This is a genomic window from Bacteroidota bacterium (assembly GCA_016706255.1).
Classification (GTDB): Bacteria; Bacteroidota; Bacteroidia; order Chitinophagales; family BACL12; genus UBA7236.
Genome location: JADJJZ010000007.1, coordinates 1 through 20,494, shown reverse-complemented (window position 1 = coordinate 20,494; position 20,494 = coordinate 1). Strand labels below are relative to the sequence as shown.

Annotated in this window: 18 protein-coding genes and 8 pseudogenes; 9 read left to right on the top strand and 17 right to left on the bottom strand. The window is 35.9% G+C overall.

What is annotated here, in order from left to right; translation table 11 throughout:
- Window positions 1-20: 20 nt before the first annotated feature.
- Complete coding sequence (locus IPI65_13745; protein MBK7442567.1) at window positions 21-305, bottom strand: hypothetical protein; 285 nt, start codon at window positions 303-305, stop codon at window positions 21-23.
- A 16-nt stretch (window positions 306-321) separates the two neighbouring features.
- Window positions 322-1,144, bottom strand: a pseudogene (locus IPI65_13740) (glycogen/starch synthase).
- Window positions 1,145-1,324: 180 nt separating this feature from the next.
- Between IPI65_13740 and IPI65_13735 the strand changes: the two are divergent.
- The 9 genes from IPI65_13735 (at window position 1,325) to IPI65_13695 (ending at window position 7,970) form a co-directional block, all read left to right on the top strand.
- Window positions 1,325-2,173, top strand: coding sequence for a pantoate--beta-alanine ligase (locus tag IPI65_13735; GenBank protein MBK7442566.1), 849 nt, complete (start codon window positions 1,325-1,327; stop codon window positions 2,171-2,173).
- A gap of 311 nt (window positions 2,174-2,484) precedes the next feature.
- Window positions 2,485-3,084 (top strand): hypothetical protein, encoded by a 600-nt coding sequence (locus IPI65_13730; GenBank protein ID MBK7442565.1) that lies wholly within the window; start codon window positions 2,485-2,487, stop codon window positions 3,082-3,084.
- 222 nt (window positions 3,085-3,306) lie between these two features.
- Window positions 3,307-3,798 (top strand): hypothetical protein, encoded by a 492-nt coding sequence (locus IPI65_13725; protein MBK7442564.1) that lies wholly within the window; start codon window positions 3,307-3,309, stop codon window positions 3,796-3,798.
- Between the two features lie 689 nt (window positions 3,799-4,487).
- Complete coding sequence (locus tag IPI65_13720) at window positions 4,488-4,796, top strand: hypothetical protein (GenBank protein ID MBK7442563.1); 309 nt, start codon at window positions 4,488-4,490, stop codon at window positions 4,794-4,796.
- Between the two features lie 151 nt (window positions 4,797-4,947).
- Complete coding sequence (locus tag IPI65_13715; protein MBK7442562.1) at window positions 4,948-5,295, top strand: hypothetical protein; 348 nt, start codon at window positions 4,948-4,950, stop codon at window positions 5,293-5,295.
- Window positions 5,296-5,400: 105 nt separating this feature from the next.
- Window positions 5,401-6,195 carry a leucine-rich repeat domain-containing protein gene (locus tag IPI65_13710; protein MBK7442561.1) on the top strand — a complete coding sequence of 265 codons (795 nt, stop codon included), beginning with the start codon at window positions 5,401-5,403 and terminating at the stop codon, window positions 6,193-6,195.
- Window positions 6,196-6,306: 111 nt separating this feature from the next.
- Window positions 6,307-6,969 (top strand): hypothetical protein, encoded by a 663-nt coding sequence (locus IPI65_13705; protein MBK7442560.1) that lies wholly within the window; start codon window positions 6,307-6,309, stop codon window positions 6,967-6,969.
- 150 nt (window positions 6,970-7,119) lie between these two features.
- Window positions 7,120-7,539, top strand: coding sequence for a hypothetical protein (locus IPI65_13700; protein ID MBK7442559.1), 420 nt, complete (start codon window positions 7,120-7,122; stop codon window positions 7,537-7,539).
- 158 nt (window positions 7,540-7,697) lie between these two features.
- Window positions 7,698-7,970: a hypothetical protein gene (locus tag IPI65_13695; GenBank protein ID MBK7442558.1), complete on the top strand. Its 273-nt coding sequence runs from the start codon at window positions 7,698-7,700 to the stop codon at window positions 7,968-7,970.
- A 565-nt stretch (window positions 7,971-8,535) separates the two neighbouring features.
- Here IPI65_13695 and IPI65_13690 read toward each other — a convergent pair.
- The 15 genes and pseudogenes from IPI65_13690 to IPI65_13620 form a co-directional block, all read right to left on the bottom strand.
- The gene (locus tag IPI65_13690; GenBank protein MBK7442557.1) at window positions 8,536-10,263 is read right to left on the bottom strand and encodes a PAS domain-containing protein; all 1,728 of its coding nucleotides are present in this window, start codon (window positions 10,261-10,263) and stop codon (window positions 8,536-8,538) included.
- Window position 10,264: 1 nt separating this feature from the next.
- Window positions 10,265-11,388, bottom strand: a pseudogene (locus tag IPI65_13685) (sensor protein KdpD).
- A pseudogene (locus tag IPI65_13680) lies at window positions 11,389-12,561 on the bottom strand (porin).
- 5 nt (window positions 12,562-12,566) lie between these two features.
- Window positions 12,567-13,116 (bottom strand): annotated as a pseudogene (locus IPI65_13675) (K(+)-transporting ATPase subunit C).
- 10 nt (window positions 13,117-13,126) lie between these two features.
- Window positions 13,127-15,075, bottom strand: a pseudogene (gene kdpB / locus IPI65_13670) (potassium-transporting ATPase subunit KdpB).
- A 117-nt stretch (window positions 15,076-15,192) separates the two neighbouring features.
- Entirely contained in the window at window positions 15,193-15,330 is a 138-nt protein-coding gene (locus IPI65_13665; GenBank protein MBK7442556.1) for a potassium-transporting ATPase subunit KdpA, read from the bottom strand.
- On the bottom strand, window positions 15,305-15,625 hold the full coding sequence (locus tag IPI65_13660) for a potassium-transporting ATPase subunit KdpA (GenBank protein MBK7442555.1): 321 nt from the start codon (window positions 15,623-15,625) through the stop codon (window positions 15,305-15,307). Before IPI65_13660 ends, IPI65_13665 begins: the two co-directional genes overlap by 26 nt.
- 30 nt (window positions 15,626-15,655) lie before the next feature.
- A complete protein-coding gene (locus tag IPI65_13655) occupies window positions 15,656-15,883 on the bottom strand; it encodes a potassium-transporting ATPase subunit KdpA (protein ID MBK7442554.1) in 228 nt (75 codons plus the stop codon).
- 51 nt (window positions 15,884-15,934) lie between these two features.
- Window positions 15,935-16,204 (bottom strand): potassium-transporting ATPase subunit KdpA, encoded by a 270-nt coding sequence (locus IPI65_13650; GenBank protein ID MBK7442553.1) that lies wholly within the window; start codon window positions 16,202-16,204, stop codon window positions 15,935-15,937.
- Window positions 16,185-16,460: a potassium-transporting ATPase subunit KdpA gene (locus tag IPI65_13645; GenBank protein MBK7442552.1), complete on the bottom strand. Its 276-nt coding sequence runs from the start codon at window positions 16,458-16,460 to the stop codon at window positions 16,185-16,187. The genes IPI65_13650 and IPI65_13645 overlap by 20 nt, the downstream gene beginning before the upstream one ends.
- A 5-nt stretch (window positions 16,461-16,465) precedes the next feature.
- Window positions 16,466-16,624, bottom strand: coding sequence for a potassium-transporting ATPase subunit KdpA (locus IPI65_13640; GenBank protein MBK7442551.1), 159 nt, complete (start codon window positions 16,622-16,624; stop codon window positions 16,466-16,468).
- A 76-nt stretch (window positions 16,625-16,700) separates the two neighbouring features.
- The gene (locus IPI65_13635; GenBank protein MBK7442550.1) at window positions 16,701-16,943 is read right to left on the bottom strand and encodes a potassium-transporting ATPase subunit F; all 243 of its coding nucleotides are present in this window, start codon (window positions 16,941-16,943) and stop codon (window positions 16,701-16,703) included.
- A 249-nt stretch (window positions 16,944-17,192) separates the two neighbouring features.
- Window positions 17,193-18,526 (bottom strand): annotated as a pseudogene (locus tag IPI65_13630) (sigma-54-dependent Fis family transcriptional regulator).
- A gap of 705 nt (window positions 18,527-19,231) precedes the next feature.
- A pseudogene (locus IPI65_13625) lies at window positions 19,232-19,430 on the bottom strand (response regulator).
- Between the two features lie 312 nt (window positions 19,431-19,742).
- A pseudogene (locus IPI65_13620) lies at window positions 19,743-19,931 on the bottom strand (hypothetical protein).
- Window positions 19,932-20,494 lie beyond the last annotated feature (563 nt).

Genomic DNA, 20,494 nt, shown 5'->3' with positions numbered 1-20,494 from the left:
CAGAGTCAACATGCGGATTATCACCAAAAAATAAATTGTTGGCGGTAAAACCACCTGTGCAAAAATGCCTGCAGTTGCTTTACCATAAATTCGCTGGTCATACTGCCGAGTGCATAAAACGGATTTTGACTGGTAACTACCGAATCATCATAATCGGTATACGTTATCATTTTAAACGTATCAACCCTTGTTGAATTTAAGAAGTCTTCTTCGGGTAGTAATTCTTCACCAATAAAATTATCTTTTCGGCACGATGCTGCTAACACAATCAAACCGCCAATCAATAAATACACAACCTTGTTCATCCTGCCTATAACGGATTTATTTTGAAATTATTGGAGCTAAATTGTCATAAAATTCAGCGTATTTATCGAGGTATTCTTCTTCAGTAAATTCGAGTACCGGTTTACCTTGCGCTTTAAGATATTTGCTGATTTCTTTTTCAATAACTGCACTACCAATAATAACACCATCGGCATATGCGGCAGCACCTTTGCTTAATCCAAGATGGTCGTAATCTTTAAACGCATTTAAGTGTTCAGGTTCAACCATGGTATTAATAGGTGCTTTTTCTAAAAATTTCGCTTTATCTAAATGACCTTCAAATGCACCTTTATACATCGAGTAAACCACTTTTGAATGTTGGAATACCGGCTCATTTTTTATAAGCTGTTTTAATGTATAGCGGAATCAAACTGGTCATCCAGCCGTGGCAGTGAATAATATCCGGTGCCCACTGGAATTTTTTTACGGTTTCAAGCGCTGCTTTGCAGAAAAACACCATACGTTCGGCGTTATCTTCATAAAATTTTTCATTTTCATCGTGAAAAACGTATTTGCGCTTAAACAGGTCGTCGTTATCTAAAAAATAAACCTGCATTCTGGCGCCGGGCACAGAAGCAACTTTAATGATCAGCGGATAATCATCATCATTCAAAATAATATTCATTCCACTCAGGCGCACAACCTCGTGCAGGCGGTGACGGCGTTCGTTGATTACACCGTAACGCGGCATCAAAACCCTGATTTCATTTCCTTTATCCTGAACGTATTGTGGTAATCTCCTTGCTATATTCCCGATATCGGTCCCATTTAAGTAAGGCTGCATTTCCTGGGTGATGATCAACACTCTTTTCTTGTCCATATATAACTAGTTACTTGACTGTTAGGTTATTTTGCGAAGTGTTACTTCTTAAGTCTGCTCAGAAGTTTAATTTTGAAGCTGCAAAATTACAAAATATAGTTTAGAATTTACTTATGCAACCCAAAGTCAAACATTGTTAAAAGCAGGTTAAATTCAGCCAAAACCCTTAAACCACTAAGCATGCAGATAATCAAACAACGCGACCAACTCACCCCTTTAAGCACCCGATTAAAGGCTGAAGGGGCCAAAATAGGCTTTGTTCCCACCATGGGAGCCCTGCATCAGGGGCATATTTCGCTAGTGGAAACAAGCAAAAAACGCTCCAATATCACCATTGTAAGCATATTTGTGAACCCGACACAGTTCAACGACCCCAAAGATTTAGAAAAGTATCCGCGACCCCTCGAACAGGACATCAGCATGCTGGAAGCCGCCGGTTGCGACATATTATACCTGCCTGAGGCAAATGATATTTACGGTCCGGTTACCCAAGTGACCGATAAATTTGATCTCGCCGGCCTCGACCTGGAGCTGGAAGGTGCAAGCCGGCCGGGGCATTTCGCCGGTGTAGCCCAGGTGGTTAAGATATTATTGGAGGTAACCCGCCCCGATATTTTGTTTCTCGGACAAAAAGATTTTCAGCAATGCCTCATCCTGACGCAACTCATCAACAGCCTCAAAATGCCGGTAGAATTGGTGATGTGCCCCATTTACCGCGAGCCACACGGTTTGGCGATGAGTTCCCGCAATGTCCGCCTCAACCCCCAAATTCGCCAAAAAGCAGGTGCCATTAACGCCAGTTTACAATATGCCGCGGCTATGGTCAACATACTTACCCCGCACGAAATTCAACAAGCAACAACAGCAGCTCTAAACACACTCGAAGGCTTTAACGTCGATTATTTTTTACTGCTCAACGCCGACAACCTAAAACCCATAACCCCAGAAACCCCAACAAACCGAATTGTCATCATAACCGCCGTAATAGTAGACGGTGTACGACTGCTCGACAATATGGTCATATCCTGAATTTGAAGCATCAACATCCCCCACACCCGCAACATCGCTGCCGGCCTTCCATTACAAGTCCTCGCCCTTCGTTCCTCAGGTCTGCGGGCTTTTCATTGCAGTCCGGGCTAGGTCAACTTTTGAGGCCCTATTACAACATGCCAAAACGGATTTGCGCAACTTATTTCACTTTGTATATGCAACAAACTACAATTTATTATATTGATAATCAATGAGTTATTGCAAGTCACGAGGCCTTTTGGGAATTTTGTATATTCGCATATATATTGTTAGGCCAAATTGTAAAAAAAAACGCAGCAACATAAGATAATATGAGTCAAAAAAGATTGAATTGGATAAAATTTAGTGAATTGACAATATGGATATTGCTAATAGCGATAATGATTGGGTTATTTTATAACTCATTGATTTTAAAAGATTTAGGCTACCAGATTGTTGAATCTATATTAGTTATTGTTTGTTTGATTTCAATGATTTTTATTAAAAGGTTAAAAACTAGATTTCAAATAAATATTGGATTAATTAAAGCATATGGAAAAAGGATTGGATTTAATTCTATTGTACTGATTAATATTGGACTTGGATTAATCTGGATAATACTTGGATTTCTAACTCTCAATGATATTAATGGATTTGTATTTAGACTCACATTAGGTCTTTGTTTTATTATAGGTGGATTGTCAAATAGCCATAAATACTATATAAAAATATCTGATAAAAGTGTTAATAAATTGGATCTTGATTTTATAAAAATCGTAGCAATTGAATTGATTACATTTTCATCTGATAAAATTATATTAAAGACGGCAAAACGATCAATGGAGATTTTTTATGCAGATATAAAAAGTGATGAGAAGCAACTAATTATAAATGATTTTGAAGAGATAAAATTAAAAAACAACTTGGCCTAACATGGCATATAAGTAATGGCGGGGTCAGTGGGTTGCCAAGTGCAGTGCTTCTATTGTAGTTTCTACCTCTGCTGACAGGAAAGTGCTTCTAAATCCCGCCACTACTCATATGCCCACCGTTAGGCGTAATTTATGAGGACATCAATTTTCATATTATTAATCTGGACATTTTTTTCTTGTTCAAGGACTGCAGACAATACAAATTCTGCGTCGACGACTTCGGTGACATCTGAGGCCGAATCAAGCCCTGAGACTACAATTTTAAATTTCCTCAAATGGTACAAGGACAATGGGACTAATTTAGCCAGTGACTTAGTTTCGGGTAATTCAGGCGCTGAATGGGACTCAACTAAATTTTACGCTATAAACTTTCCTGCAACAGAAAAATATCTTAAGACGCTAACCGAGACAGGCATGCTTTCAAATAAATATTCGGACAAATGGCGTGACTACTTTAAAAAGTGTGACAAGCAGTTTAAAGATCATCCAGCAAATGACGGACCGCCTGAAGGATTCGAATACGATTTTATCTTATTCAGTCAAGAAGACCCCGGACTTTCTGAGTTGGACAAAATTAATTTTGACGTTCTTAAAAAGGACGCCAATTCTGCTGAAATATTAGTTAATTTCCCTTCGGACTATCATTACAAATATCAATTAAGTAAGTTCGGACAACATTGGACGATCGACGACATTGAACCCGTATTTAAATAAACTACGCCTAACAGCACCTACAAGTTATGCCGCGCATTTCGGTATTGTAAGTTTTGGTGGACTTATGTACATTTAACTTCACGGATGGCGGCACAACTTGTAGCTGCAATACGTTACCGGATATTTCACCGCCACCTATCGGCATTTGCACTTATTAAAAAATGTGCTTACTTTTGAGTCTTGCATAAAAGCATCAAAAATGATTAACAAAATCTCTTTTCAGGAAAGGGCGAAGTTAGGTTTGGAGCAACTATCCAAACAATCACCAACTACCTTGCGAAAGGCTCGTCAACAAGCGAAGAAATTAAAGACTTTGAGCTTGTCAAAAACCAAGAAGCAGAGAAATTAGAAGTCTTTATCTCCGAAAATGACCTTTGGAAAAAGGTTGACTTCGACAAATACCTTAGCGAAGGCGCTGAACAAAGACTGCACTGACTTTAGTTCATTTAATAAACAGACAACATGCAAAATATCTATTGCAGAAAAAGGTTTTGTAAATCCAATATTGTTCGCTAATGGCAAAATAATTTTCCAAAAAGACTATTCAGTAGACCATACGAAAATTATCGAATTTGAAATTTTAGTAGCCAACATAAAAAACTGGGAAGACATTAACTTCGCCTTACAGGGTGTGTTGGATATAATACTTGAAATATGAGAATTACTGCACCTAAAATGGAAATTGAAGAATGAAAAAACTTTGGTGTTGGCGTTGTAAAATGGAAATTCCCATGCTTGACGAAGATGAATTTCAAAATGCCAATCTACTTTATAGAAAAGGAATCAATAATAGTGGGGTCAGTCTAAGCAATAAACCAGAACGATTTAAAGAACTTTTGAAATACTATTTTGAAGTAACAGGTTTTCAGGAAACTGAACCAAACGCAATAATGCATCACCTAATAGAAAAGTATGGACCACCATGCGAAAGCTGTGGCAAACCATATAGGACAAAACAAGCGACATTCTGTGCTGCATGCGGACACAAAAGGAATTAACTGCGCCTAATATGGGGTTTGCGTTATTGGGTAAACAGTGCACATAGAAACATTTGTGCAATTAATTAACTTTGGTAATTCAGGAAATTTTCGCTTTTAAAAGTACACGAACGCTAAGCCTGAAACCGTTAGCACCAATTCAAAAACGACAATGACAAAGTGGACAACAATATTCTTGACCGCAACATTGTTGTCACTTAGCCAAACTAGTTATGGGCAGACGGATAGTACAGCGCATAAAAACAATAAGGATTCACTAGAAAATATTTCATTGATATATTTTTATGTAGGTGACGGTTGTCCATTTTGTAATCTTGACCATCCGGAGACAAAATATGGTTTTAAAATAGAATGTGTTGGTTGCAATATGACAAAAGAAATTGAAGACAATAAAATAAAAGTATCACAAGCCTTGGATAAAAAATACGGAAATAGATGGACAGAAGAATATATTAGGAGTTATTGTGAATCAATGGACTTAAAAATAATTGACAGGTAACAATAAAATATAGAGCAAACGATTTAAAGCTTCGAAATCCGCTTCTTCACCAAGCGCCAAAACCTTAGTAACAAGTATAGACGCACTGCCAAGCAAAAACAAAGAATGTTCAAAAATATATACAAAATAGAGAATGATATTCAAGACAGAAATTCTGTTGCCTGGAAAAAACTTTGCGATTATGTTGACAAGGTTGCGGCAGAAAACCGTGACGAATTTTCCCCACTAGAAGAGCTTGGAGAAGAATTGTTTGCCCAAATACACATATTACCGGAGACAATATCAAAACTAAAAAAAGTTAAAAAGGTTTGGCTTTATGGCAGCAAGTTAAAACGTATCCCACCGGAAATTGGTGAAATGGAATTACTTGAATATTTCGATCCATATACTTCATATGAATTAAATTGGTTTCCTTATGAAATTACAAGGTGCAAAAATCTTAAACACAGCAGAGTAAGCACTAGAGCTTTGTTTGGTAATTGGAAAAACAGAATGGAATTTCCCTCATTAAAAGACAATCCAGTTAGGTATTTTGGCGACACTGTAAAATGTTGTGTTTGTGATAAGTCCATGACTTATGAGCAAACAAATCAACTTTGGATTTCGTTAACAGTAGGCACTGACATTCTACCTCTGCTGGTAAATCTCTGTTCAAAAGAATGTGAAAGTAAATTACCTACACCACCAAAAAACTATATTCAATTTGCACACAAAGGTGGTGCAGACTTGAAACAACCACCAGACGAAAACGAAAGTTTTGATTTAGAATTGAATAATCATGCAGACGATCAAAATGATATCGCAAATGCGCAGTCTGACAATAAAGAAAAAACGTTGGATAAACCAATTGAGAGAAAAGTATTTCCATTATTAAAACTCATTAAAAAAATATGGAAGTGATAAAAATTCTAACCGCACAGCAAGTGTAGGAATTTTTATTAAGTTTGTGAGGAAGATAGTGAAGTGCTTTCTAAAAAAGCAAAGTGTACAACCGTCAGCAGACATTAATAAATGAACCGACTATATATCATATTTACAATAGTATTCATGGCTGTCTTTGGGCAATTATTCGCGCAAGACACAACCATTTACCGACAGGCGAACGCATCAATGTTTTCAAATAATTATACTTTTATTAAAAAAAACCAGTCTGACAAATTTGGGACTTTTATACAATATAGTGGTACTGATGATATGCAATATTGGTATGGCGAAGGTGTATTTACTGAAACAAACCAAAAATATTTTTTGACTTTCGACACAACTAATAACCACAACCGTATCGAGACTGTTGCTTCAACAGGTCACAGTGACACACTTTATATCAAATGGTTTGACTGGAGGGGTGTACAACAGGAATGGTTCAGTATACGGTTTCAGGACACAATCAGTAATAAAAATATTTACCATGCGGACTTTTTAATTGGATTTGTAAAAATCCCAAAAAACGAATTGACTAGTAAGCATCTATCGCTTTATCCTTTTGGTGGTAACAGAAACATATTTGACTTTTATGTTTCAGACAGCATAGACGAAATAAATATTTTTGTAAATGACCAAATGCGCATGCACACTTTTGACAAGAAAACGGAAATATTGAAGAAAAATGCAAAAGGTTTTACAACAATCGGTATGTTTACAAAAGAAAAATTGACACAATTTGTACTACAATAAAAATAACATATGCTTACACAAAATTCCCGTTTGTTAGCAGACAGAATAAAAAGAAAAATTTGAGCAATTAATTAATGATGGTGCTGGGAGACAGTTTTTGGTTTCAAAAGTCGACCATAGCAAAGCCCGAAACCGTCATAACCAATAACCATGACACAAATCGCAATCGGAAATATAATTTTAAATGTTGATGTCCAATCCACAGTAGATTATTATATGGATAAGCCGGCTTTTATATGTAATTGTAATGATTGTCAAAATTATTTAGGTCAACTAAAAAGCATCATAAATGAATTTAAAGGACTTGATAAAGAATTAGGGATTGATTTAACAAAGGATGTTGGTATTGGAAGTGATGAATTAATGCCACATCATTATGAAGACCATTTATTATATGTTGTTCCATATTATGTTATTGGAAGTATATTGCCAACTAAAGCATCATCATATGCATTAAATAATCGGATTAATCTTAGATTTCAAACCTACAAATACAATGCAAAAATGCATATAAAAGAAGATGCTTTTTGTATGTGGCTAGAAATAAGACTACCGTTGCTTAACAAATAAAATTCGAATCTCATTTTTCGCCAAGTTTTGTGAAGTATAATAAATTTTTGCAACAAAACCACTTATAAGACATCCCTCAATGGTTACTTTCTAATAAATAATCAAAACAAATGCACCGCAAAACGCAAATGCTGCCTTAAATAGAGTAACTTTGGTAAATGAGAAAAATCAAAATATTCATTATAGTAATTATTACCGGTGTGTTAGCGTCTTGCTCTGAAAAGAAAGTAGATGAAACCGAAACCCTGCCTGAAACCACAACAACTACAGAAACTAAAACAGTTGAAGTAGAAACAAAAGACCCTCAAAAATCTACCGAAATCATTATTGGCGAAAAAGGTGCGAAAGTGGAAACAAAAAATGGTGACAACAAAACCAGCATCGAAATTAAAGACGGGACTACAGAGATTGAGATTAAGAAGAAAGATTAATACTTTTAATTAGCTAATTAGCTGATTAGCAAATTAGCTGATGGGGTTCGGAGGTTAGAGGACAAGTGTGCTCATAATTGGCTGATCGCCAAGAAGTTGATGCGGAGGCACATTAGTTAATTAGCAAATTAGCCGATTAGCAAATTAGCTGATGGGGTTCAGAGGTTACAGTACAATCGTGCTCAAATTCGGCTGTTCGACAAGCAGTCACCGAGGTTGCCACATTAGTAAATTATCAGGTTTGCAGCACATTGGGCTGACACATGGGTCAGCCCCTACGGAGCTTCGTATGAAATGTTTACTCAAAATCGGCTGTTCCATTGGTACATCCGCACATTGGTACATTCTCCGGCTGCTCAATTTGCACAGCAGCAATTAATTTTTTATAGCTCCCAACGGAGCTTCGAATGAAAACCCTGCTCAAAATCCGGCTGTTAATCAGCACATCAACACATTAGCACATCAGCACATTAATTTTTTATTGCTCCCAACGGAGCTCTGAATGAAAATCATACTCAAATCCGGCTGTTCAATTAGCACATCAGCACATTAGCACATCAGCACATTAATTTTCTTTATTCAATACCACTGTAAAAGTACTCCCAGAGCCAAAATCACTTTCAACCGAAATTCCCCCTCCTTGGGCTTCAATAAATTCTTTGCTGATTGCTAAACCTAGGCCGGTGCCCTCTTTTTTTGTTCCCGGAACACGGAAGTAGCGATCAAATATTTTATTTAAATATTGAGGGGCAATTCCCTGGCCTGTATCTTTTACCGTAAAAATAATATGCGATTGTGTTTGTTTAATAGATAAAAAAATGCTTGATTGCTCATACGAATAACGTATGGCATTGGAAATTAAATTGGTTAATACCCATGCAGTTTTATCCTGATCTGCCTGCACTTTATCTATCACTTCATCACAATCAATTTTAATGGTAATATGTTTTTGATCTGCCTGTATTTTAGTTGCATTAATTGCATACATCAAAATTTCTTTCGGGCCGGCCGGAATTATTGCTAATTGTATATTTCCACTTTCAACCTGCGACATATTTAGTAGTTCACCTGTAATTTTTAATAATCTGTCGGCATCATCTCTGATACTGTCGAGCAAATTAATCTGGTCATCATTGAGTTTACCGGTTTTTTCGTTTTCCAATAATTGTAAACTCATTTTTATTGATGAAATCGGTGTTTTAAACTCATGTGAAACAGTGGCAATAAAATTGGTTTTCGCATAATCCATTTCCTTATAATTGGTCACGTTTCTTAAAAATATTACATGCCCAACCAACCGCGGAACGTGCTCACCGGTTGGCGTTATGTTTATATGCAAGGTTTCTTTTTCAAAATAACTTTCTTTGTTTTGAGCATAAATTTTAATAGGTGCTTGTTTCGATTTTTCAAGCGTGTCTTCCTGCATTAAATCCTGAATCAGGGTTCTTATAAGGTCGTTTTTAACGGCCAGGTCAACTGTACGTTTACCGAGTAAATCGTTTGAACTTAATCCTGAAATTTTTATGGCTTCTTCATTTGCAAACAGAATCACCAAATTTTCATCCAAACCAATAACAGGGTCATGCATATTGTTAATGAGTGTTTCAATACGCGTTTTTTCCATCATTAATTTAGCCAGATTACTATTGTTGTATTCTTCCAGCTTCATAGCCATAGTATTAAACGATTTGGCCAACTGCCCAAATTCGTTATGACTTTCAAAATGAACACGTTCTTTATAATTTTCTGAAGCAATTTGTTTTATACTATCGGTAAGTTCCCGAATTGGATTAGCGATATTTGAAGGCAGGTTAATCAGTAAAATAAAACTTATAATAAAACACAACGTGCCACTAATTGCAATCCACAGCACCGCATTGCCGGCAGTATTAGCTGCCACTTCACTTTTATACTGAATGGCATGCATATTCATATCCATAATCTCAAACAAACTTTGCCGGATCAACAATACAGAAATACTGTCTGTATGATTCGATTTCAGTTTTTCAAATTCAGTCCGCAATTTTTTGGTTACTTCTGCTTCACCAGTTTCAGTAATATTCGCTTCCTGGTTATTTAAATTAAACTCAAAAAGCATAAAACCTGCATCAGTTTGTTCATCCAGCAAATCAAGCATGTTTCGACAATATTGCAAACTGTTATAATTAGCAGTTAATATTTTTTCAGTATCATTTTTTAAAGCGTTGATATTAAAAGCGCCAACTATACCCAATAATAAAATGAGCATAAACAAGGCACCGACTCCTAAATTTAATTTAGTTTTAATTTTCATGTTATGAAAGAATTACAATATCAATATCATTAGACGACAACTTCTTAATAAGTTCATTAAATACATTTGTCGCCAAAATTATTTTTAATAAATTTAAATGTGGTTTCCCGATACAAATTGTGGTGATATTTCGTTCTACAGCCTGCTCTATAATGGCTCTCGATATGGAAATATTTTCCACTTTAATAATTTCCGCCCCCAGTTCTGTAGCTAATTTAAAATTATTAATCAGGTGTCGCTGTTTGTCGAGTGGAATTTTATCCGCTTTTTCCTTAGGCGTTTGAACATATAGCGTATACCATTTACTATTATAATAATTCGCCAGCCTTGCTGTTTTCCGAATTACCGTTTTTGCTGTGAGTTCATTACTGCTGATACAAGCCATAAACCGTTCATGTTTTAATACATTTGATCGGGTTACTTCGGTTTCCACTTTGCGTTCAACCTGCGAGGCAACCTCTTTCAAAGCTAATTCTCTTAATTGAAGGATATGGTCACTTTTAAAAAATTTTGTAAGGCCAGTTCAATTTTTTCAGCCTGATAAATTTTTCCTTCTTTAAGTCTTGTAATTAATTCGTCGGCAGTTAAATCAATGTTAACCACTTCATCGGCCTGAGCCAAAACACTATCAGGGACTCTTTCTTTTATTTCAATGCCGGTAATGCCTTTAACTTCTTCATTCAAACTTTCTATATGCTGAATATTTAAGGCCGAAATTACGTTTATTCCAGCTGCAAGAATATCCATTACATCTTGCCAGCGTTTTTCATTTTTGCTGCCGTCTATGTTGGTGTGCGCCAATTCGTCAACAATAACAACTTCAGGTCGCAGATTAATAATTGCCTGCACATCCATTTCTTCGAGTTCTTTACCCTTGTAAAATATTTTTCTTCTGGGCACTAAGGGCAGTCCGAGCAATAAGTCGTGTGTTTCTTTTCTGGAATGTGTTTCAATGTAACCGATTTTTACATCGATACCACTTTTCAGCAAAGTATGCGCCTCCTGCAACATACGATATGTTTTACCCACACCGGCGCTCATGCCGATATAGATTTTAAATTTCCCGCGCCTCGATTTTTTAATCAGGTCGAGAAAATGCTGAACGGTGTTTTCTTTATCTGCCATTTAAAATGAAATAGCCAGTGAGCTTGTTATAAAATAATTAGTATTTACCAATTTATCTTCTGCATAAAAAATACTGTCCTTACTTTGCAAACCTCTTACTTCCATTCGCCATAACATTAAGTCTGCAATAAGGTAATCCAAATTTACCGAATACCCAAATGTTTGAAATCCATTTGCTGTTCCTGTTGCAATAATCACTTCGTTTTTATCACTATAATATTCAGCTCTTGCTGCTATAGTCATATTTTTTGTAACCGGAATTTTAGCAATCAGCACCGGTGAATACCAAATTTGAGTAAACATAGTGTCCGAATTTTTGTGATTTGCACCAATGTCGAAACCCACCATAAGCTCCAATTTAGGATTCAACTTAAACCATCCGTAAAAATTATGAAAATAACGTATTGTTTTTAAACTGTCGGGCAAATCACTGCCAATAAATGAACTGCTGTTTAATGTTATTTTATCATTAGGTTTATAGGTTAACTGATGACCAAACGCAGGTACATTGTAACCATTAACACGTTGCATACGTTGCCATCCGTTAAGCAATAATCCACTTAAGAACAATTTTTGGCTTTTGTTCGTGTAAGAAATTTTTACACCACTTTCATAATATGGAGAATTTTCTGCCAGTAAACTACGGGTAAGATTCCAACAATCTTTACTTATGGCACTTTCAAACCCAATATGTGAAGGCATAATACCGGCATCAACCCAAATTTCATTTTTTTACTAATTTTTACACCCACATTAGCTTCATAAATATTTTTGGTACCAGGTTCCGCTGCAAGGTTTGCATTAGCATATGTCCCAGCCATCAGGGCAAAAATTTGACCGAACTAAATTACTCGTGTAATTATATTTAATTAATCCCAAATTCAAATTTACTTCATTATGTCTGTTATGAGAATAAACAAAAGAAGGCCTTGTATGATTCTCAGGGTTACTAAAGTCATAACAATAATAAACCTCCAAATAGCCCGATAAAGTACCTTTATTTGGAATAACCTCTGTTTGAATAGCATTTATAGAATCAACGTTGAGACTGTCCGGTTGTTGATTAAAATTATTTGAAACTAATTCCGCGCCCTGGTCCTGTGCACGTAATAAAGAATTACATATTATTAAACAACTTATAAACACAACTTTTAAAGTTACTAATCGTTTCATATTAATTATTTTAAATTATCTAATGTTAAATTTAATTTAGTCACATTAATTTTCTCCGGGCAAATAACCCTAATAAAGGGCGTTCAATAGCATCGTTTACTAAAGTATGTAATGTTGCCTCATCTATATTTCGAATCTTAGCAATTCTTTTTATTTGGACTTGTGCTGCCTATGCGAAATATGCGGATCAATTCCACTTCCGCTAGCAGTAACCAGGTCAGCAGGTATGTCTTCTTTTTTTACATCCGGATTATGCACTAAAAATGTGTCTATTCTGGCTTCAACCAAAGCCAAATAATCAGGATTGGTTGGCCCTTTATTACTACCACCGGAACCGGCAGCATTATAATTTACAGCTGATGGGCGTGAATAAAAATATTTATCATCCGTAAAACTTTGTCCTACGTTTTGATAATAACCGTTTTCATTTTTCGAAAAGGTTAAATTGTCGGGAGCAATTTTTGCAATTCCCAATAAAGAAAGTGTATAAAAGCCGCAGAAAAACACCAGACAAACCAGCGTTAACCGTAAAGCAGGAATTAAATTATTTTTCATTTTATTTATTTTATATGATTAAAGCAACTACCATGTCAATTAATTTAATACCGATAAAAGGCACTAACACACCTCCAAGTCCGTATATTAATAAATTTCTACGCAGTAGTGCACTTGCGCCAATCGGTTTATATGCAACGCCTTTTAGTGCCAACGGAATAAGTAATGGGATAATAATTGCATTAAATATTATTGCTGATAAAATTGCACTTTCGGGGCTATATAATTGCATGATATTTAGGCTTTGCAAAGAAGGTATAGCCACAATAAATAAAGCCGGAATAATTGCAAAATATTTTGCCACATCGTTTGCAATACTAAATGTAGTGAGTGTACCTCTGGTCATTAACAATTGTTTTCCAATTTCTACAACCTCAATTAATTTGGTTGGATCATTATCTAAATCAACCATATTGCCTGCTTCTTTTGCGGCTTGTGTTCCGCTGTTCATGGCAACACCAACATCGGCCTGTGCTAAAGCGGGTGCATCATTTGTACCATCGCCCATCATGGCAACCAATCGGCCATTTGCCTGTTCGGCGCGAATGTAATTCATTTTATCTTCCGGTTTGGCCTCTGCAATAAAATCATCAACACCGGCTTTTTCAGCAATGCATTTGCGGTTAAGGGATTGTCGCCTGTTACCATTACAGTTTTGATACCCATTTTATGCAGGCGCTCAAAACGTTCTTTAATACCTGTTTTAATGATATCCTGTAATTCTATTACACCAATAATTTTTCATTTTCTGCAACAACTAATGGTGTGCCGCCATTACTGGAAATTGTAGTAACGATAGCATGAATATCTTCAGAAAAATATTGCCTGCACTTTCAGTTAATTTTTTAATTGCATCAAATGCACCTTTTCTGATTCTGGTATTTCCAAAATCAACTCCTGAACTTCTTGTTTCTGCCGTAAATTTTATAAATCGCGGATTTTCCGGATTTAAATCAGTTGTTTTTAATCCAGCCAACTCAATTATTGATTTACCTTCAGGTGTATCATCACTTAACGAACTGAGCACAACCGATTTAATAAAGTGTTTTTCATCTATACCTTTTGCGGGATATAAGTGTGTAGCTTTTCGGTTACCAATGGTTATTGTTCAGGTTTTATCCAGCAATAACACATCAATATCACCTGCAGTTTCAACAGCTTTTCCGCTTTTTGTAATTACGTTAGCCCGCAATGCACGGTCCATTCCTGCAATACCAATGGCTGAAAGTAAACCTCCTATGGTAGTTGGAATAAGGCAGACAAACAATGAAATAAATGCAGCAATAGTAATTGGTGTGTTTGCGTAATCGGCAAAAGGTTTTAATGTTACTGTTACTATAATAAATACTAATGTAAATCCGGCCAGTAAAATAGTTAAAGCAATTTCGTTTGGTGTTTTCTGGCGGCTGGCACCTTCAACGAGGGCAATCATTTTATCTAAAAAACTTTCACCCGGATCCGTTGTAACACGAACCTGAATACTGTCAGATAAAACTTTAGTTCCGCCGGTAACAGAACTTTTATCACCACCGGCTTCACGAATAACAGGAGCACTTTCACCTGTAATAGCACTTTCATCTATTGTAGCGAGACCCACAACAATTTCACCGTCTATTGGAATAATATCTCCGGCTTCACAATAAAACAAATCACCTTTTTTTAATTGAGAAGAGGGAATAATTTCCACTTCATCAGAAAATATTTTACCAATACCGGGCATTTTTCGTGCGGGTGTTTCTTCGCGTGTTTTCCTCAAACTGTCTGCTTGGGCTTTGCCTCTTGCTTCTGCAATTGCTTCTGCAAAATTGGCAAACAATAAGGTTAAGAATAATACTAAAAATACAATGCAATTATATATTAAACTTCCTGTGATTGTTCGCCTGAAATAATCCACAAACAAACACCAAACATGATTGCTGTTCCTATTTCTACAGTAAACATTACAGGATTTCGCAACATCATCTTGGGATTCAATTTTACAAATGCCTGTTTAAAGCAGATGCAATAATTTCTTTTTGAAATAATGAATTATTCTTTTTCATATCTATAATTATTTAATCATTGAAAAATATTCTGCTATTGGTCCAAGTGTGAGCACCGAAAAAATGCAAGTGCTGCAACTATTGAAATAATAGCAAAAACTAAAAGACCGAATGTAGTAGTATCGGTTTTTAAGGTACCGTTACTTTCAGGGATATATTTTTTTTGATACAAAATTCCTGCAATAGCAACAGGTCCAATAATTGGTAAATATCTTGCCAGTAACATGACAATACCACAAGCGATATTCCAAAAAGGTGTGTTGTCGCCCCAAGCCTTCAAAACCACTGCCATTATTAGCGCTTGAGGATGTAAATTCATACAACATTTCGCTAAACCCGTGAAATCCGGGGTTGTTTAACCATCCGGCATATGCAACGGGATCCGACATATATAAAAAGCTTGAAATTGCAGTTGCAACCAATATTAAAAACGGATGTAACAGCGCAATTATCATTGCTATTTTCATTTCCCGCGCTTCGATTTTTTTCCTAAAAATTCAGGTGTTCTGCCAACCATTAAACCACTGATAAATACTGCAAGAATTATAAAAATGTAAAAGTTTAAAAACCCAACGCCTACCCCACCATAAAAAACAATTAATCATCATACCTAATAAAGTGGTTAATCCGGTTAGTGGTGTCATACTATCGTGCATCGAATTTACTGATCCATTACTGGTTGCGGTGGTATTTGTTGCCCAAAAGCAGAAGCCGCCGAACCAAATCGCACTTCTTTTCCCTCCATACTACCCAACGACTGATTTATTCCATTTCTGTTATTTCCGGTTGCCATGCATTTCAAAATTGATTGTTGGTATTGCCAGCATTAAAAATCCGAATGTCATTACACCCATAATTGTCCATGCCAATTTTTTCCTGCGTAAAACATGGCCCATAGCAAATATCATAGCTATCGGAATTAAAATAATTGACACATTTTCGATGAAATTGGTCAGGTAATTCGGGTTCTCCATCGGGTTTGCAGAATTTGGTCCATAAAAACCTCCTCCATTTGTTCCTATTTGTTTATAGCAACAAAGCAGCAACAGGTCCCTGACTAATTTGTTGCTCGTTGCCTTCCACAGTGTTAATTGTATCCTTTCCGTTAAAGGTCATTGGTGTGCCGTTTAATATTAATAAAACAGCTACTACAAATGCAATAGGAAATAAAATACGCGTAGCACTCCTTACAAAAAAAGAATAAAAGTTGCCGAGGTTAGCGGCGGTTCTTTCTTTCATGGCATGAAAAACAACTGCACAAATTGCAATTCCCGTTGCAGCGCTGATAAATTGCCATAACATTAAAATTAATTGGCCGAAATACGACAAGCGGTTTCTCCGGAATAATGTTGAAGATTTGTATTTGTAACAAAACTGACAGCAGTGTTAAACGCCAAATCAGCTTTCATACTTGGATTTTGATCCGGATTTAGTGGCAACCAATGCATATTGGTTAAAACGAGCATACATATAATAAACCAAATCAGGTTGATTGTAAGTAATGCTGAAAGGTGTTGCTTCCAGTTCATTGGATTTAATGGATCAATGCCACTGAGTTTGAAAACAATTTATCAAGTGGATTAAACAGTTTATCCAACCAAGTTTTTCATAGTTGAAAATCTTGCCGATATATTTTCCTAGCAGTATCGCCAAAATAATGGCAATACCATACATACTAATTACGCCTATAAGTTCAGAGTTCATAGCATTAAAATTTTCAGGTTTAATAAGCACATAGCACATATATCCAAATACGCAAATCGCAATAATTAATAATATGATCATAACATCAAATTTTTTTCGAACCAATTAATAAATTTGAGAAAACGGCATAAATCAATATGCCCAATCCAATAAAAAACAACATATCCATAAAAAATATTTTGATTTCGAAACAGATGTTTCAATTTGTTCCGCAAAATGCACATCCGCCAAAACCCTTACTTAGCGTGGGTTTGAAGTTTTTACAATAAAATTTAATTAAAAAACCCTATCGTTTCGACAGGGTGCAGCATAGCGTTTTGAAAGGGTAGTTTATTCTAAACCGTATTCGGTAATCTTTCTGTATAGGGTAGTTAAGGCAATATTGAGTAATTCTGCAGTTTTTGTTTTATTGCCATTTGTGTAATTTAAAACCTTTTGGATATGTATTTTTTCTGCACTGGCCAAATCAAATGCGGATAATTGTTTACCGGCTTCATGATGAACCAGTTTTTCTCTAAATTCAGTAGGCAGACTAACCAGATTTAACTCACTATCGTCAGTTAATATAACGCAACGTTCAATAATGTTTTTCAACTCACGAATATTACCCTGCCATTCATGTTGTTTTAATGCATCAATAAATTGTTGTAAGCAGTATTTATTTTTTTCCAGATTTGCCTGCAAAATAAGGTTAAAAATGTCGACAAATAAGGAATATCTGCAATTCTTTTCACGAAGTGGCGGTAAGTGGATTTCAAACGAAATCCGATAAACAAATCCTGTCTGAAATTTCTGCACTTATTTCCTTTTGCAGGTCACGATTTGTAGCAGAAATAATTCGTACGTTAATTTTTGTAGGCTTTGAATCACCAACGCGGATAAATTCTCCTGTTTCAGCATTAGTAATAATTTCTGCCTGCAGGTCTAAGGCTAATTCACCAATTTCATCCAAAAATATAGTCCCGTTATTTGCTTCGGCGAATAAACCTTTCTGGTCTTTAATCGCCCTGTAAAAAGCACCTGCTTTATGCCCAAACATTTCACTTTCCAACAATTCTTTACTAAATGCTGAACAGTTAACTAAAACAAAATTATGTTTACAACGCGGGCTTGCCTGATGAATAGCCTGAGCAAAAATTTCTTTTCCTGTGCCGGTTTCTCCGGTTAACAAAACAGTTGTATCGGTGGGCGCAACTTTTTTTGCCAGGGCAATGGCATCCATAATTAGTTTTGATTCACCAATTATATTTTCGAAGGAATATGTGTTGGCTAATTGTTTTGAAAGCTGCTGAACACGTTGTGCCAATTCTGCTTTTTCGAAAGCACGATTTAAAGCGGGACGATTCTATTATTATCGTCACCTTTGATGTAATCGAATGCACCATTTTTAATGGCCTGAACGCCATCGGAAATGGTGCCATATGCAGTGAGTAAAATAATTTCAATAAGCGGATATTTCTCTTTAATTTTTTTGGATAGGTCCACACCATTATCATCGGGCAACTTTACATCACAGAGCACAACATTTATATCATGCTGTTCCAACTTTTTCCACGCCGATTTAGCATCACCTGCATGAATAACATCGAAACCTTCCAGGCCGATAATTCTGCCAGCAACAACCGTAGTTTCTCTTCGTCGTCTATAATTAAAACTTGTTTCACTTCCTGTTTTAAAAAAATTCCAAATCAAAGTAGCATTATATTTTTGATGCAGAATAAAAGCAAATGGTTAAATGGCTTGAGCTACACACGTGGAGAACATCAAATTCGGCTGTTCGAACAGCAGCCACCGAGGTTGCCACATAAGTTAATTATCAGGTTGGCAGCTTTGGCTGACAAATGGGTCAGCCCCTACGGAGCTTCGTATGAAATGATTACTCAAAATCGGCAGTCCATTGGGTACATTCGAAATTGGGTATATTATCTATTCGCTCACAACAATATCTACTTCGATTGGAATCACTACTGTTTTGTCGCCACTCTTGGGGTTATTCCAAATTCCTGTTTAAATACACGGGTAAAGTATCCCGGTCATTATATCCACATGCTAAAGCTACAGTAGCAATACTCAATGAATGATCAGTCAACAATTCTTTTTGATTTATTCAACGCATAATCTGTATAAATTTATTTGAGAACAATCGATGAGCGCATATAATTTACGATGCAACAGAGGCTATAAATACACTTGTATAATTGCTCAACACTGAATGTATAGTTATTGTTTGCTTCATTATTCTTACCTTTTTACAAATTCATGCTCTGGTTTTTCTTCAATACTAGTTTCCGGTTTTTCTTTTGTTATCTTCTATCGGGTGATGTTATCCCTATTTGTTTGGGGTAATACTGTTTGCGCTTTGCGCAACTCTAATAATTTTTTACACGCAATAAGAGCTCCTCTTTATGAAATGGTTTTTGCAAATACACATCCGTTCCACTTTCCAATTCTTCTAACTTACTTTGAATATCTGCTTTGGCAGTTAAAATAATGATAGGAATATGACTCAAAAGCTCATCCATTCTCAGTTTTTTCACCATTTCCAAAGCCATCAACATAAGGCATCATAACATCTGTACAATAATATCAGGTATATTTTCAATTGCTATAAGTCAAACCTTTCTCTCCCATCTCTTCCAACCAACAACTGTAATCGGTCAAACATCCCGCAGTATAGCCCACCACATCCTCATTATCTTCCACTAGCAAAATTACAAGGGATAGTGCTGTGGCTTATGGTTTCATTTACATAATTTATTTTTAATTCTTTCCTCAATATTAACCTTTACATTTTTTTCAATGTGTTCAGGTATTAAATTAATTGACGCATCAATTAAATCTGGATTTAGTCATAGGGATCTGGATAATAAATTCCTGTCCTTACTTGCACCAACCGGGTGGGCTTTTACACCAATGGGCATTCATTAATTTTATTAATTCTTCGTAAGAGCAAGTCCGATGCCCGTCACCTTCTGCTTTTCGTGTGTGACTGTTATCTAATTGTGTAAAGCGGTCGAAAATATGTGGAATTAGATTTTCAGGAATACCGATGCCCGTGTCTTTAACTTTATTTCCACTTCAACCATATTACTGCTGCTAATTGGTTCATAAGAAACACTCATAAATATTGCCATATTCGGGTGTAAATTTCAATGCATTTGAAAACAAATTTGTAATTATTGTCTTGTTTTTTTCTGCATCAAAACTACCCGCAGCTCATCTGCACTGCTGGGAAAAATGAAAATTGTTTTTATGAGCGATGCCAGGATTGAAAAGACTCTACGATATATCTTAAATAAGCACAAAATCGCCATCTCGCAAGTTTAAAATCATTTTCTCGCTTTCCAATTTCGAAAGATCCAGAGTTTCATCTTACTAACTTCACTAAATTTTCCATTTCTTGAAGAATCACGTCCATATCTTCCTATCTAAAAATTTAAGACGATCTATTTTAACCTGGTTCTGCCATACCCAGAACAACGGTGAGAGGTGCTCGAAATTCATGTGTAATATTTGGGAGCTGTGTTTACGACATCCAATTCTTAATTCTTATGGCTTCCGCCTGTTCAAAATTTAATTCGTGCTTAATTTGCTTTATTTAACTGGAATTTAAAATAACTTCCAATGCCTAT